Source organism: Vulcanimicrobium alpinum (genome assembly GCF_027923555.1).
Lineage (GTDB): Bacteria > Vulcanimicrobiota > Vulcanimicrobiia > Vulcanimicrobiales > Vulcanimicrobiaceae > Vulcanimicrobium > Vulcanimicrobium alpinum.
The window spans coordinates 2,249,938-2,264,589 of record NZ_AP025523.1; the positions used below are offsets into that span (position 1 = coordinate 2,249,938).

Here is a 14,652-nt window from a genome sequence, read left to right on the forward strand (position 1 = left end):
ACACGGCCAAGGTACAGCAATCGAGCAAGCGATCTTTCGGCTGTTGTCAGAGCGACAACAAGCCGATAACCACGGGCTTTGGGGCTCGTCGACCACGCGACGGCACGCGCCGTCGCAACGGTAATGGTACGTCTCGAAATCACCATATCACAATGCGGTGAAGAGCGACGCTGCTCACATCGCGGCGGCGATGCCGCTCACACTTCCTCCTGCGCACTCACAGGGAGATCGCGCCCGCATAACCGGTCAACTCGACATAACCGACGCCGAGAGGCCGGCCGCTGGCACGATCAGTGACGTCGACGGCACCTTCCCAATACGACACGCCGCCGACCGTGTTCGCCAGCTCCTGGTCGGCCAGCACCGGCGTCAGCATCACGTCGAGGCCGGCGGAGGGCACCTGCAGTCGCCAGCCGCTGGGATAGACCGCGCCCGTATGGGGGCTCTTCCAGGTGCCGGTGGCGTCGACGGAGACGGCGTCGCGCGCAAGGTAGCGCACCGCGCCGCGCGGGTCGATCAGCGATCCGCTCGACTCCGGGGTCAGCGTCCCGGCCTTCGTCCGCAGACGGTAGTCCATCAGTTCGCGGCGGTCGTCGAGCTGGAGCGAAAACCAGTCCCAGCCGGCCTGATCCGCCTGCAGTTGATCGGAACCGAACTCGTGGTCCATCCACGAAATGCCGTCGACGCGGAGCGTCGCGCCGCCGTACCGCAGCGTCCCCTCGGTGCGCAGCCGCGTCATCGAGTAGTAATGCGACGCGCACGTCGCGCACGCCGCCTTCAGCGAGACGCCGTCGCGGCCGTGGATCGCCGGCGGCTTCTGCGCCGTCTGCGTGAGGTCGAGCCCGACCTCGTTCGATAGCGCGTGCATTCGGAACGGACCGTTGCCGCGCAGCCACCAGCCGTTGACGGCGACGTCGAGCCGGCGCGTCGACGCGTGCCCCATTCCCAGCGCCTCGCGCGCAAACCGCTCGTCGTAGACGAAACGGCGTCCCACCTCGTCGGTGAGCGCGAGGTGCGCCGGATAGACTTGGTTGCCGCGCCAGCGCGATTGTAACGGCGACGGAGGCGGATCGCCGGGCCGCAGACCGTAGCGGAAAAACGTCAGTTCGTAGCCGAAACGGCGTCCGTCCGCGGCGCGCAGGTGGCCGGTGTAATACCACCATTCGCTCGCGAAGCCGGGATGCGCGGCATGATCGCGCGGAAACGCGAACCGCCACGGCGAGCGCGCGTTGGAGAATCCGTGCGCCGCCGGCGGCGCGGCGGCGGTCGTGCACGCGATCAGCAGCGCGCCGCAGATTGCGGCGAGACGTCTCATTCCGTGCGCACCGCCTCGGCCGTGCGGATCCGCGCGGCGACGCCGGCCGGATACACGCCCGCGACGACGGCCGCAGCGACGACGAGCAGGATCGTCGCCGCCAGGAACGCCCCCGGCACGTGCAGCTCGATCAGCCACCCGAACGCCTGACGGTTGATGACGAAGATCAGCAGCAGCGCCAGCAGCATCCCCACGCCGACGCCCAGCCCTCCGCCGAGCAATCCGATCCCCGCCGCTTCGACGAGGACGATGCGGCGCACGCCACCCGTCGAGACGCCCAAGTACCGCAGCAATCCGAACTCGCGGCGCCGTTCGAGCACCAGCGCGAAGAGCGTCGAGACGACGCCGAGCACGGCGATCGTGATCGCGATGACGTCGAGCGCGTACGTGATCGCGAACGTGCGATCGAAGATCTGCACGACCAAATCGCGCAGCTCGCGGTTCGTTTCGACGTCGATGCGCAGCGGCGCGACGGAACGCAGAACCGCCGTCCGCAGCCGCGTCAGGTCGGTGCCGGGTTGCGCGTAGATCGCGATGGAGTTCACCGACGCGTCGTGAAAGAGCCGGCGATACGTGCGCAGGTCGACGACCACGAGGCCCGCGTCGGACGAGTAGTCATTGTACACCGCCGCGACGGTGAAGCGTGTCGTCCCCGACGGCGTCGGCAGTTCGATCGCGTCGCCTTCGCGCACGCCGAACTTCGAGGCGAACGGCTCGGAGACGAGCACCTGCGTCGAACCGGGGAGCGAACGCGCGAGCGCGTGCGCGTCGGCGCCGAGCAGACGCAAGGGGTTGCGGCCGTCAAGCGTCGCCAGATCGGTCGCGCCGAGCGTCGTGAGCCGGCCGCGGAACGGCAGTTCGACACCGCGGAACGTCGCCGCGCTCGCAACGCCGGTAACGTGGCGGATCGTCTCGGCGACGTGCGGCGAGAACACCGCGTCGGTCGACGCATCACCCAGCCCCAGCGGCCGCACGAACAGATCGGCTTTGAGCGTCTCGTCGGCCCACGCAACGATCGTCGTGCGGAACGATGCGACCAGCACCGCGACCGAGACCATCATCCCGATCGCGATCATCAGCGACGCGATCGCAACCGCGGTGCGCAGCGGCGCGCCGCCGAGATTCGAGGCCGCGATCGCGATCGTCGGTCGCCGCGCCGCAAGCGATGACCCCAGCCGCGCGACCCCTTCGACGGCGAGCGGCGCGAACAGCGATCCGCCGAAGATGATCAGCAATCCGGCGGCGTATCCGAAGAGCGGGACGCCGTCGATCGCCGGGACGCGCGTGCACGCGAAGGCGAGCGCGAACGCCGCGATCCCCAACGCCGCGGCGCGGCGGGCGAGACGCGGACGGCGCCGCTCGAACCCTTGCGCGCGCATCGTGATCGCCGCCGGGGTCGACGCGGCGTCGTAGGCGGGGAACGCCGCCGCGACGATCGACGCGATCACGCCCAGGACGAACGCTTTGACGAACAAGAGCGGATCGTATACGACGCGGTCGGCATGCGATGCGACGTAGAGCGTGTCGACGGTGCGCGAGACCGCCGCGACCGAGAATGTCGCAAGCAGCGCACCGAGCGCGAGACCCAGCAGCGAGCCGAGCACGCCGATCATCGCGCCCTCGGCGATGAACGTGCGGAACACCGCGCCGCGCGTCGCGCCGAGTGCGCGCACCGTGCCGACTTCGGGGCGGCGCTGGACGACGGAGATCGCGACCGTGTTGTAGATGAGGTACATCCCGACCAGCAGCGCGACGTACGCGAGCGCTTCGAGGTTGAGACGGAAGCTGCGCAGCATCCGCGCGATCTCGTCGGTACGCGTCTTGGGTGCGACGGCGCGCGTTCCGGGCGGGATCAACGCGGCGACGGCACGCTGCGTCTGCGCGAGGCGCGACGGGTCGACGACGAGATCGATGCGGTCGAGCAGTCCGATCTTGCGGAAGAGTTCCTGTGCCGTCGCGATGTCGACGAAGACGACACTCGAATCGATCCCCGCGCTGCCGCGCGGGATGATTCCGGCGATGCGCAGCGTCACGTCGCGATCGCCTGCGAGCGCGTGCACCGTCTCCCCGCGGCGCCAGCCGTAACGCGTCGCGACGCGTTCGCTCACGAACGCGCCGTGACCGTTGACGAGCATCCCCGGATCGGCGTTCTCCTGCGAGACGCTTCCCGGCGACGCCGCGGCCGCCACCGTGTCGCCCGGGAGCGGCCGCAGCAGATCGACGCCGAGCACGCGTAGGATCTCGCCGGAGAACGGATCGCCCGCGCGCGCTCCGACGGTCACGGAATCCTCGATCGTCGGGCTGGCGTAATTGATGCCGGGGGCGTTTTGGACGCGGACGATCGCGCGCTCGTCGAAACCGCGGCCGACGCCGAGCACCTGCAGGTTGACGCGGTTCGAGACGACGTTGACGCTCGACGCGAACGAGGCGACAGCGGTGGCGTTGGCGAGGTCGATCGCCAGCCCGATCGAGACGCCGAGCGCGACGGCGACCAGCGTCACCAGCGCGCGCAGGACGTTGCCGCGGAGCGGACCGAGCACGAGGGCACGAAGCAGCGGCATCACCGGAATTGGACGACGTGCAGGCGCCCCGTGCGCCGCAACCGCATCAAAAGCGTCAGCCCACGGCCGGTGCGCACCAGCGCGAAGCCTGCGCGCGGCCCGCGCATCGCCAACAGTGCGGCCTCCCGTCGCGACTCGCGCATGCGCAGCGAACGCGCGAACGCGACCGCTTCGGCGCGGTACTCCCCGGCGCCGGCCGGCGCGCGTCCGGCGGAAAAAGCGCGGTAGCGCGCTTCGAATTCCGCCCGGCCGAGCGACGCCAGCGTCGCCGGAAGCAGTGCCCGCAGGGCGTCGAGCCGCTTGCGCACCGCCTGCGCGACGAACGCGTCCAGCGCCGCCGGTGCGATCGCGGATGCGACCCGTTCGCCGCGGACGGCCGCGGCTAGAGCGCGCTCGTACGCGATCATGCCGCCGCCGCGCGCGCGGCGTCGAGTTCGTCGAGGAGGTTCGACAATGGCGGAAGCGCCGCTTCGCGTTCGAGCAGGGTCAGCGGCGGGACGCAGCGCCGGCAGAACGCGCGGCACAGCGCCCACGTGCGTTCCGGGACCGGCCCGTCGTGCGCGTCGACGTATCCGTCGCGGGTGCGCCGTCCGCCGGCGAGGTGGACTTCGCAGACGCGCTCGGCCGGGATCGCGGCGACGACCGCGCCGGCGTCGGTGCCGACGTTCCACGCATCGGCATGCAGATTTTCCAAATCGAGGATCAATTCGCAGTCCGCCGCGGCCGCGATGCGCGCGAGGTACGCCGCCGCATCGAGCGTGTCGGAGGGCACCAGGAAGGCCGTCGCCGGATTCTCGAGCGCGAAGCGCCCCGGAACCGCATCCCGCACCGCCGCGACGTTGCGCGCCACGATCGCGACGGTCTCTTCGGTACGCGAAAGCGGCGCGAACGCGCCGAGTTCCACGCCGCAGGCGTGGGTCATCGCGAGATGATCGCTCCACCACAGCGGACGCACGTAGTCGACGAGCGCCGCGATCCGTGCGAGATACCGTCCGTCGACGCCGTCGCTGCTGCCGATCGACGTGGCCAGCGCGTGCACCGTGACGTCGAAATGCGCGCGCAGCACGTCGAGTTCGTCGCGCTGTTCGGCCGTGAGATCGAGGAAGTGTTCCGCGACGATCTCGAGGACGTCGACCTGCGCGCTGTGCGCGAAGAGCGCGGCCCGGTGTTCCGCGCGGTAGAGCACGCCGAAGCGGCTCACCCGCCGCCGCTGCAGCCGCCGCCGCCGCACCCGCCGTGGCCTCCGCAGCCTCCGTGTCCGCCGCCGCGGCCGTCGCCGCCGTGCCCGCCATCACCGCCGCCGGACTCTGCGTACGGAACCCCGCATCCGCCGCATCCCCCGGTGCTTCCGCCGCCGTCAATCCCGGCGGGGCGAGCGGTCGCGTCGGCGAAGCGCGTCCCAGCCATCGCCGCCGGACCGTGCAGCGCAAACGCGAGCGTCGGGTCGGCGGCGGCGATCTGCGCGGCGGGAAAGGCGATCGCTGCGGTGCGGAGCCAGGCGTCGCCGCGGCTCGTGCGGCGTCCGGTCAGCCATCGCACCGGCGAGCGATCGCGCAGGTAGCCGGCGGCGATCATCCGGCTTTCCAGTTCGCGCGCGGCCTGCGTGCCCGCACTCCTCCCGCCTCACGCGCACGCTTCCAACTGACATACGGCCCGGGGGTGAGCGTTGCGACGATCGCGCGCCCGAACGGCTCGCCGGCGGCGGCCGGATCACCGAGCCGCAGCATCCCCCCTCGTAGACGAGTGCCCCTGTTGCGACGGCTTGCAAGATCGCTGCGTCCAGCGCCGCGCCGAGACCCGCGCGCACGAAAGCGGCCTCGATCGGATCGATCGGGGCCGCGAGCGGTTCCACGTTCATGCATCCGACTCTACCGTACCGCCGCGGAAAAGTCGCAGCGGTCAGCGCCCCGCGGGCACCATCGCCCCGTCGCGCATGTGCACCACGCGATCGCACATCGCCGCCGCGTCGTCGCTGTGCGTGGCCATCACGATCGCCTGCCCGCTGTCGGCCAACCCGCGCAAGAGGCGCAGCACCAGCGCGCCGGTGTGCGAGTCGAGGTTTCCGGTCGGCTCGTCGGCGAGAAGGACGGCCGGGCGGTGCACGATCGCGCGCGCGATCGCGACCCGCTGCATCTGCCCGCCCGAGAGCTGCGCCGGAAACGCGCGCGCCTTCTCCGCCAGCCCGACGCTTGCGAGCGCGGCCGCGACGCGGCCGTCGATCTCGCCGCGCGGTACGCGCTGCAGCACCAGCGGCAGCGCGACGTTGTCGGCGACGCGCAGCGCGGGCAGCAGGTTGAAAAATTGGAAGACCGTGCCGACGCGGTCGCGCCGCAGGCGCGTGAGCGCGTCGTCGTCGAGGGCGCCGGTCGCGGTGCCGTCGATCGCGACGGTCCCGCCCGTCGGCAGATCGACGCAGCCGATCACGTTGAGCAGCGTCGACTTTCCGCAGCCGCTCGGCCCCACCAGCGCGACCATCTCGCCGCGGCGCACGTCGAGCGAAACGCCCGTGAGGGCGTGCACTTCCTCGTCGCCGGAACCGTACGTCTTCGTCACGTCGCGCACCGCGACGGGGAGGACGGCGCTCGCTGCGGCCCGCGCTCCTTCAGCCGTCATCGTCGAGACGCCGGAAGACCAGGGCGGCGTTGATCCCGCCGAATCCGGCCGAGTTGGAGAGAACGGTGCGGAGGCGGCGTTCGAGGCGGGTTCGGGTGAGGGCGAGGTTGCAGGCGGGATCGGCATCGTCGGTATTGACGCTCCGCGGCACGGTTTGGTGCACGAGCGCAAGGAGCGAGAGCGCGGCTTCCCATGCGCCGGTCGCGCCCAGCGCGTGCCCGTGCTGCCCCTTCGTCGCCGTGACGGGGACGCTCGCGGCGCGCTCCCCGAAGAGCGTTTCCAGCGCGACCGTCTCGCAGCGGTCGCCCAGCGGCGTCCCGCTGCCATGGGCGTTGACGAGGTCGACGTCGGCGGGCGCTGCGTGCGCCTCGTCGAGCGCGCGGCGCATCGCGTCCGCGTTCATCGCGCCGTCCGGCCGCGGCGCGGACATGTGGTAGGCATCGTTGGTGAGGCCGTACCCGGCGATCTCGCCGTACACGCGCGCACCGCGCGCGCGGGCATCGGCGAGCCGCTCCAGCAGCAGCACGCCCGCGCCCTCCGCCATCACGAAGCCGTCGCGTCCGCGATCGAACGGCCGGCTCGCGGCCTGCGGTGCGTCGTTGCGCTCCGACATCGCGCGGATCACGGTGAACGCGCCGAAGACCAGCGGCGAGAGCGGGGCTTCGACGCCGCCGGCGAGCGCGGCGCGCACGTCGCCGCGTGTGATCGCGCGGAACGCGTCGCCGATCGCGACCGCGCCCGACGCGCAGGAGTTGCCGTTCGCCACCGTCGGCCCGCGCAGACCGAACTCGATCGCGACGTTGCACGTCGCAGCACCGCCGAAGACCGAGATCGCGAGCAGCGGCTTCACCGCGTCGAGCCCGCGTTCGCGGAAGACGTCGTGCTGCTCGTCGGCGAACGCCAAGCCGCCCAGCGCCGACCCGAGATAGACGCCGACGTCGCCGGACGCCGCGCTCGCGTTGTAGCCGGCGTCCTCGAGCGCCAGCCTGGCCGCGGCGATCGAGAACTGCGAGAAGCGATCGGTCCAGTTGAGCCGCTTCGCCGTCAGAAATGCGCGCGGCTCGAACGCGTCGATCTGCGCGGCGATCCGCGTGCGGTAGCCGGCGGTGTCGAATCGCGTGATCGGCGCGACCGCAACGCGTTCGCTGAGCACGCCTTCCCAGAACGCGTCGATCCCGATCCCGAGCGGCGTCACGACGCCGATCCCCGTCACCGCGACGCGATGCGCGGTCATCGCGCCGCCGCGGCTTCGGCGAGTTCCTTGACGCGCGCCAGCGTCTTCGCCGCGACGCCGTGGATGAAATAGCCGGAGACGACATGGCGGCCGATCCACTCCGGCGCGACGGGAAACGCGAAGGCGAGTCGGTGCTCGATCGTCACCCGCGTCCCGCCCGCGAGCGGTTCGAAGATCCACTCGACGTCCATCCCGCGCGTCCAGCCGCGCAGGTGGTGGAACGCGATGTGCGGCGTGCGCGGATCGTTCGTCTGCCTCGCGACCCATCGCACCGGGAAGATGTCGCGCCACGCGCTCATCGCGACGGTGCGCGTGTCGCCGCGTTCCTCGAGCACGCGGACGTAACGATAGTGCGGCAGCACCTCGGGCCAGCGCGGCGTGTCCGCGCCGAGCCGGTAGACGACGTCGACCGGCGCCGCGATCTCGATCGCGTTGCGCGTGATCGTCACGCCAGCAGACGTCCCAGGACGTCGAGACGGAACGCGCGCTCGGGCGGAATCGCGCCGGCGAGCGCTTCGAGCAGCGTCGTCCCGGCGCCGGGGAACCGCGCGAGACGCGACGCGGCGCGGCGCGCGAGCGGCGAGACGTCGATGAGCAGCGCGACGGATCGGCACAGCCGCCGGCGCCACGCGAGATCGGCGGTGCGCCAGCGCGCGTAGCCGGCGTACGCCTGCGATGCGCGCATCGGCGTCTCGAACGCCGCCAGGATCGCAGCCGCGGCGCGCTCGGCGCCGATGAGCGCAAGGAAAACGCCCTGTCCGGTGAACGGGTCGAGAAATCCGGCGGCATCGCCGACGAGCACCGCTCCCGGCGCGACCGGCGCGCGCACCGCGTGCGCGAGCGGCCCGACCGAGACGCGCGCGCCGACGCGTGACGCTTCGGCGAACGAGCGCGCGCCGCGTCCGAGCGCGGCGGCCGCACCGCCCATCCCGGCGTCGACGTCGGCCGACCAGCGCGCGAGCCGTTCTTTCGGCACGACGACCATCACGTTCGCGCGTTCGGCGTCGAGCGGGTTGATCGCGAAGTACGCGCCGCCTCCGACGTACATCTCGACGCAGCCGTCGAGCGTTCCGAAGCCGCGATAGTGCCCGCCGACCGCGTAGCGCCCGCGCTTCGATCTGGCCGTGAGCCCGAGTTTGCGCGCGACGACCGAACCGCTGCCGTCGGCGCCGACGACGACGCGCGCGTGCCGGTCGGCGAGCGTTCCGTCGTCGGTGCGCACGCGGACGCCCACGCAGCGCGCGCCGTCCCGAATGAGGTCGTCGACGCGTGCGCGCTCGAGCGTCGCACCGGCGGCGAGCGCGGCGTCGAGCAGAAGCGCGTCGAGTCCTTCGCGCGCGCACGCGAGTGCCGGACGCGGAAAGGGCAACACGACCGGGGGCGCGCCTTCGGGGACGAGCCGCACGCCGCGCAGCGCGTGCGCGCGTCCGCGCACCGCGTCGAGGACGCCGAGCCGGTCGAGCGCGTCGACCGCGCCGCCGTTGAGATACTCCCCGCAGACTTTGCGGCGCGGAAACTGCGCGCGCTCGACGATCGTCACGTCGATCCCCGCGCGCGCGAGCAGCAGCGCGGTCGCGCTCCCCGCCGGTCCGGCGCCGACGACGACGACGTCGCTCACGCCGCGTCCCAGAGCGTCATCCGGAAAAACGGTTCGCCGCGCACCGAGGCGGCGCGCCAGCCGGCGGCGCGCGCCAGCGCGAGCGCTTCGCCCGGCGTGTACGCGCGGCGTACCGAAAGCGGCGCGTCGTGACGCGTGAGCCGGTTGCGCGAGGTGCGCGACCACAGCCACGTCATTCCGAACGCGAGCGGCGAGCGGCGCAGGTCGCAAACGACCGGGCTCAGGCGCGAAACCCGGCGCAGTTCGCGCAGCAGCCGGTGCGCGCCGTCGGGTTCGAAGTGATGCAGCGCGAGCGTGCACGTCACGACGTCGAACGCGCCGTCCGCAAAGGGGAGCGCGTCACCGTCCGCCCGCACGAATGCCAGCGAAGGATGGCGGCACGTGCGCGCTTGCGCGATCGCGAGCATCTGGTCGCTGCGATCCAGGCACGTCACGTGAAGTTCGACGCCGCGGCGCTCGGCGTCGCGCACCAGCGCCAGCGGAACGTCTGCCGCGCCGCTTCCGACGTCGAGGACGCTGCGCGCGCCCAGGCCGCGTACGGTGCGCACGACCGGCGCGCTGCCGCCGAAGACGGCGTTCGCGAACGCGATGTCGCGCAGGTTGCCTTCGAGCTCGGCGACGTCGTCGACCGGATCGTCCATCAGCTCGCGAGCGATCGTCCGCCGCACGCGAGCCTCAGCCCGTCCGGGTTATTTCTTGTACCACTCCGCGTTGATCGCGATGAAGTTCTTCCACTTCTCGGGGACGTCGGAGTCGGCGTAGATTGCCTCGACGGGGCAGGCGGAGACGCAAGCGCCGCAATCGATGCACACTTCGGGATCGATGAAGAGCTGAGTGTCGTCGTCGTTACCGTGGATGCAATCGACCGGACAGACGTCGACGCACGACTTGTCCTTGGTGCCGATGCAGGGTTCGGTAATGATGTAGGCCATCGCGGGGAGGGGGTTGCGCGGGAGAGGGGACGGCTCCTACCGACAAAAGGCGGAAGCTCCGCGACGCAAACGACGAAGAGCGCCCGTCCGAGAGGACGAGCGCCGATGTCGCCGCAGAGGGCGTTTCGCGAACCGTTGTCGCGCGGATCAGTGGGTGGCGCGACGGCCGGTGACGGCGCGGATGATGAACAGCAGGATCACTGCGCCGACGAACGCGACCAGGATGCTCCAGATGTTCAGGCCGGTGGCACCGGTGTGGCCGAACGCGTTGAAGACCCAGCCGCCGATGAAGGCGCCGATGATACCGATGATGATGTCGCCGAGGATCCCGCCGGGGCCCTCACCGGGCACGACGTACTTCGCGAGGAACCCTGCGATCAGACCCACGATCAGCCAGGCTAGAATGCTCATTTGGTGGTGTGTCCCTTTCCGGTGTCTTGGAGTGCGGCGCACCGCCGCGATGGCCCTTAAGACCTTCCCTGGAAGGTGGCCCACGAAACGGTCACGGAACAGCCGCCCGTTTCGTTGTGTAGGTACGATGAAGAGCCGATTTTTGATCGCCGCGGCCGTCGCGACGCTGGCAGCCATAGGCCCCGCGGGCGCGCAGACGGCGCCGCCCGGGCCGCGCGCCGCGACGATCGTCGTGGGAGGCCAAGGCAGCGTCGATCGGGCGCCGGATCGTGCGGTCGTGACGCTCGCGGTCGTCACCGACGACCCCGTTGCGGCGAAAGCGACGTCGGCGAACAACGCCGCCTACGGCGCGGTCGTCGCGAAGATCGCCGCGCTCGGCATCCCGCAGTCGGCGATCAAGACGACGTCGTTCAACCTGAACTACAATCCGCGTCCGCCGCAGCCGAACCCGCAGTTCGGCCAGCGTTACGGGTACGTCGTGAGCCGCGACATGACCGTGACGACCGATCGCGTGGAGCAGGCCGGCGCGATCGTCGACGCGGGAGTCGCCGGCGGCGCGACCGGCGTGAACGCGGTCGGCTTCACGCTGCGCGATCAGCGCGGCGCGTATCGCGCTGCGCAGGCGCTCGCCGTCGCAGACGCCGACGCGCAGGCGCGCGCGCTCGCCGAGGCAGCGCACGTGCGCATCGTGCGGATCGCGCGCATCGACGCCGCGCCGGGCGGCGTCACGCCCCGCCCTGTCCCGTTCGCCGCGCGCATGGCCGTTGGGCCGGTTCCCACCGAGATTCCGGCCAGCGACCTCACCGTCACCGCCACGGTCGACGTCACGTACCAGATCGCTCCCTGAACGCCGAAACCGCGCCGCATCGCCCGGGGTAGGTGGAGAGACGATGACCGCAACCTGCGAGGTCTGCCGCGCGAAGCCGGCCGAAGTTCACGACTACGCGCTGCGCGGCGGGCGCTGGGTTGAGGCCGAGGTCTGCGAGGACTGCGCGCGGCGGCGGCGCCGCGCGCCGCTGACCTTCCTGGGCGTGGCCGCCGCGGCGGTGGCACTGGTCGGGGGCGCCGCGGTCGCGGTCGACAGTTACGCCCGGCGGCAGAATCCGCGCAGCGAGCCTCCTCCCTCGCCGTCGCTCGGCGGACTCGGACGGGTCTTCAGCACGGGGCCGAGCACGCTCGCCCAGTACTCGCGCGATCTCACCGACGCGGCGAAGAAAAACGAGCTCGACCCGGTGATCGGGCGCGACGACGAAGTCGAACGGGTCGTCTCGATCCTGGCGCGCCGCAGCAAGAACAATCCGGTGCTCATCGGCGAACCCGGCGTCGGCAAGACGGCGATCGTCGAAGGGCTGGCCCAGCGGATCGCGCGCGGCGACGTCCCGCAGGCGCTGCGCGAGAAGCGCGTGCTCGCGCTCTCTCTCGGACCGCTCGTCGCCGGCACCAAATACCGCGGCGAGTTCGAGAGCCGCGTGAAGCGCATCCTCGACGAGGTGAAGCGCGCGGGCCGCGACATCATCCTGTTCATCGACGAGCTGCACACGCTCGTCGGCGCCGGCGCAGCCGAAGGTTCGCTCGACCTGAGCTCGATGATCAAACCCGAACTCGCGCGCGGCGAACTGCAGTGCATCGGCGCGACGACGTTCGACGAATACCGTAAGTACGTCGAGTCCGACGCCGCGCTGGAGCGCCGTTTCCAGCCGGTGCAGGTCGACGAGCCGACGATCGAGCAGACGGTCTCAATCCTGCGCGGCCTGCGTCCCAAATACGCCGCGCACCACGGCGTGACGATCGAAGACGCCGCGCTCGAAGCCGCGGCCTCGCTATCCGCGCGCTACATCGCCGATCGCTATCTCCCCGACAAAGCGATCGACGTCGTCGACGAAGCGGCGGCGACCGCCGCGATGCGCAGCGAACGCACGGTCGACGTCGAGCGCGTCGCCGCCGTCGTCTCGCGCTGGACGGGGATCCCGCAAGGGACGATCACCGACGCACAGCGCGCCGGCCTCCTCGCGCTGGAGGAACAGCTCGAGGCGCGCGTGATCGGTCAGGACGCCGCGGTCCGCGCCGTCGCCGAAGCGATCCGCCGCGCGCGCGCCGGATTGAAGGATCCGCGCAAGCCGGTCGGCGGGTTTCTGTTCATCGGCCCCAGCGGCGTCGGGAAGACCGAACTCGCCCGCGCGCTCGCGCACGCGCTGTTCGGCACCGACGATGCGCTGATCCGGCTCGATCTTTCCGAATACACCGAGTCGCACACGATCTCTCGTCTGATCGGCGCGCCGCCCGGCTATCAAGGGCACGAGGAACCGGGCCAGCTCACCGAACCGATCCGGCGCCGTCCCTACTCCGTCGTACTCTTCGACGAGATCGAGAAGGCGCACCCGGACGTCGCCGCGATCCTGCTGCAGATCCTCGACGACGGGCGGGTCACCGACGCCAAAGGCCGCACCATCGACTTCCGTCACGCGATCGTCGTGCTGACGTCGAACCTCGAACGCGAGGAGCTCGAATCGACGCTGCGGCCCGAATTGATCGACCGCATCGACGAAGTGATCGTGTTCGCCGAGCTCGGGCCCGCGCAGATCGAACGGATCGTCGAGCTGCAGGTGGCGCTGCTCGCCGACCGCGTCGGCGCCCATGCGATGCGGCTCGATCTCTCCGAGCGCGCGCGGCGGTTCCTCGCCGACGAAAGCGCGGCGCAGGGCAGCGGCGCGCGGTACGTTGCGCGCGCGATCTCACGCCACGTGACCACCCCGCTCTCCGAGGCGATCCTGCGCGGGCGCATTGCGAGCGGCCACACCGCGCGCGTCGACTACGACGGAAGCGCGATCACGGTCGAAGCGGCGTGATGCGGATGCTTGCCGGTGCGCGGACGTTCGCCGCCGCCGGCGCGCGGACGTTCGCCGCCGCCGGCCCGCTGACGCTCGCGCTCGCGGCAGGCGCGGCGGGGCAGACCGTTCCGCTCACGACGCCGCCGCAGCCCGGCGCGAACGCGACCGCGAATCTGATCTTCGATGCAATGCTCGCGACGGCGCGCGCGAACGCGACGAACCCGCAAGCCGGTGCCGCCGCCGCGCTTTCGTACCAGCACGCGGTGCAGCGTTACAACGTCGGCGACCTCGCCAACGCGCGCGCGCAGGCGGGGCAAGCGCTGATCGCGGCGAATCGCGCGGCTCCGCTCGTCATCCCGGAGCTGCGTTCGACGATCCCGCAGACGAGCGCACTGCAGACCGCGCCGTTTCCGCCCGCCGGCGGGAGCGTCGCGCAGGTCGACGCCGATGCGTTCGTCGCGCAGGCGCGCGGTGCAGTTGCGAACTGCGCCGCGCTCCGCTCGCCGAACACGGCTGCGGCGGCCGCGAAACTTTCGTCTGCGCAGGGCGCTGCGCGCGGCGGCCGTTACATCGAAGTGCGCAGCGACGCGCGTGCCGCGGTCGATCTGTGCGCGGCGGCTACTTCAGCGCGTCCTTGATCGCGGTCTCGATCTCGACCGGGTTCATTTCCCCGAGACGATAGGTCCGCACGACGCCGCGGCGATTGATGAACACGTGCACCGGCATCGCGATGGCGCCATACGTCTTGCCGACCTCGCCGCTCTCGTCGACGGCGACCACGCCATACGGGTTGTCGTACTTCTTCTGAAACGCGACGGCTTGCCCGGGCGCGTCGAGTTCGTCGATCCCCAGCACCTGCAGGCCGCGCGGCGCGTACTTCGCCCGCAGTCTCTTGATCGACGGCGCTTCGGCGTTGCACGGCCCGCACCACGACGCATAGAAGTTCAGATAGACCGGCTTCCCTTTCACGCTCGCGAGCGTCACCGGCTTGCCGTCGGGTGACTTCAGCGCGAACGCCGGCGCCGGCTGACCCTTCTGCGGGACGGCGAGTGCGGTCAGCGGGATGAACGCCAGCGCGGCGGCCGCCGCGATCGGAAGGAATCGCACGCCCGATACAACGCCCGCAAACGGCGGAAAGTT

The 14,652-nt window shown here is 71.2% G+C and carries 16 protein-coding genes; 3 read left to right on the top strand and 13 right to left on the bottom strand.

Annotation, left to right across the window (positions count from 1 at the left end):
- Nucleotides 1–217: 217 nt before the first annotated feature.
- From WPS_RS11600 to WPS_RS11655, 12 genes are all read right to left on the bottom strand, one after another.
- The gene (locus WPS_RS11600) at nt 218–1,315 is read right to left on the bottom strand and encodes a lipocalin-like domain-containing protein (protein WP_317994642.1); all 1,098 of its coding nucleotides are present in this window, start codon (nt 1,313–1,315) and stop codon (nt 218–220) included.
- Nucleotides 1,312–3,876: an ABC transporter permease gene (locus WPS_RS11605; RefSeq protein WP_317994643.1), complete on the bottom strand. Its 2,565-nt coding sequence runs from the start codon at nt 3,874–3,876 to the stop codon at nt 1,312–1,314. The genes WPS_RS11600 and WPS_RS11605 overlap by 4 nt, the downstream gene beginning before the upstream one ends.
- On the bottom strand, nt 3,876–4,283 hold the full coding sequence (locus WPS_RS11610; protein WP_317994644.1) for a hypothetical protein: 408 nt from the start codon (nt 4,281–4,283) through the stop codon (nt 3,876–3,878). Before WPS_RS11610 ends, WPS_RS11605 begins: the two co-directional genes overlap by 1 nt.
- Nucleotides 4,280–5,107, bottom strand: a complete 828-nt coding sequence (locus tag WPS_RS11615) for a multinuclear nonheme iron-dependent oxidase (protein WP_317994645.1) — start codon at nt 5,105–5,107, stop codon at nt 4,280–4,282. The genes WPS_RS11610 and WPS_RS11615 overlap by 4 nt, the downstream gene beginning before the upstream one ends.
- Nucleotides 5,074–5,451 carry a hypothetical protein gene (locus WPS_RS11620; RefSeq protein WP_317994646.1) on the bottom strand — a complete coding sequence of 126 codons (378 nt, stop codon included), beginning with the start codon at nt 5,449–5,451 and terminating at the stop codon, nt 5,074–5,076. The genes WPS_RS11615 and WPS_RS11620 overlap by 34 nt, the downstream gene beginning before the upstream one ends.
- A gap of 324 nt (nt 5,452–5,775) precedes the next feature.
- Nucleotides 5,776–6,489 (bottom strand): ABC transporter ATP-binding protein, encoded by a 714-nt coding sequence (locus WPS_RS11625; RefSeq protein WP_317994647.1) that lies wholly within the window; start codon nt 6,487–6,489, stop codon nt 5,776–5,778.
- A complete protein-coding gene (locus WPS_RS11630; protein ID WP_317994648.1) occupies nt 6,479–7,723 on the bottom strand; it encodes a beta-ketoacyl-[acyl-carrier-protein] synthase family protein in 1,245 nt (414 codons plus the stop codon). Before WPS_RS11630 ends, WPS_RS11625 begins: the two co-directional genes overlap by 11 nt.
- The gene (locus WPS_RS11635) at nt 7,720–8,172 is read right to left on the bottom strand and encodes a type II toxin-antitoxin system RatA family toxin (protein WP_317994649.1); all 453 of its coding nucleotides are present in this window, start codon (nt 8,170–8,172) and stop codon (nt 7,720–7,722) included. The genes WPS_RS11630 and WPS_RS11635 overlap by 4 nt, the downstream gene beginning before the upstream one ends.
- A complete protein-coding gene (locus WPS_RS11640) occupies nt 8,169–9,341 on the bottom strand; it encodes an NAD(P)/FAD-dependent oxidoreductase (protein ID WP_317994650.1) in 1,173 nt (390 codons plus the stop codon). The genes WPS_RS11635 and WPS_RS11640 overlap by 4 nt, the downstream gene beginning before the upstream one ends.
- A complete protein-coding gene (locus WPS_RS11645; RefSeq protein ID WP_317994651.1) occupies nt 9,338–10,009 on the bottom strand; it encodes a methyltransferase domain-containing protein in 672 nt (223 codons plus the stop codon). Before WPS_RS11645 ends, WPS_RS11640 begins: the two co-directional genes overlap by 4 nt.
- 21 nt (nt 10,010–10,030) lie before the next feature.
- A complete protein-coding gene (locus tag WPS_RS11650) occupies nt 10,031–10,273 on the bottom strand; it encodes a 4Fe-4S dicluster domain-containing protein (RefSeq protein WP_317994652.1) in 243 nt (80 codons plus the stop codon).
- 147 nt (nt 10,274–10,420) lie between these two features.
- Entirely contained in the window at nt 10,421–10,684 is a 264-nt protein-coding gene (locus WPS_RS11655) for a GlsB/YeaQ/YmgE family stress response membrane protein (protein ID WP_317994653.1), read from the bottom strand.
- A 127-nt stretch (nt 10,685–10,811) separates the two neighbouring features.
- Here WPS_RS11655 and WPS_RS11660 point away from each other — a divergent pair, with 127 nt between their 5' ends.
- The 3 genes from WPS_RS11660 to WPS_RS11670 are packed head-to-tail and all read left to right on the top strand — an operon-like array spanning nt 10,812 to nt 14,150.
- Complete coding sequence (locus WPS_RS11660; protein WP_317994654.1) at nt 10,812–11,531, top strand: SIMPL domain-containing protein; 720 nt, start codon at nt 10,812–10,814, stop codon at nt 11,529–11,531.
- 43 nt (nt 11,532–11,574) lie between these two features.
- Complete coding sequence (locus tag WPS_RS11665; RefSeq protein ID WP_317994655.1) at nt 11,575–13,530, top strand: ATP-dependent Clp protease ATP-binding subunit; 1,956 nt, start codon at nt 11,575–11,577, stop codon at nt 13,528–13,530.
- Nucleotides 13,530–14,150, top strand: coding sequence for a hypothetical protein (locus tag WPS_RS11670; protein WP_317994656.1), 621 nt, complete (start codon nt 13,530–13,532; stop codon nt 14,148–14,150). Before WPS_RS11665 ends, WPS_RS11670 begins: the two co-directional genes overlap by 1 nt.
- Here the strand turns inward: WPS_RS11670 and WPS_RS11675 are convergent.
- Nucleotides 14,131–14,619: a TlpA family protein disulfide reductase gene (locus WPS_RS11675; RefSeq protein ID WP_317994657.1), complete on the bottom strand. Its 489-nt coding sequence runs from the start codon at nt 14,617–14,619 to the stop codon at nt 14,131–14,133. The genes WPS_RS11670 and WPS_RS11675 overlap by 20 nt on opposite strands.
- Nucleotides 14,620–14,652: the final 33 nt, after the last annotated feature.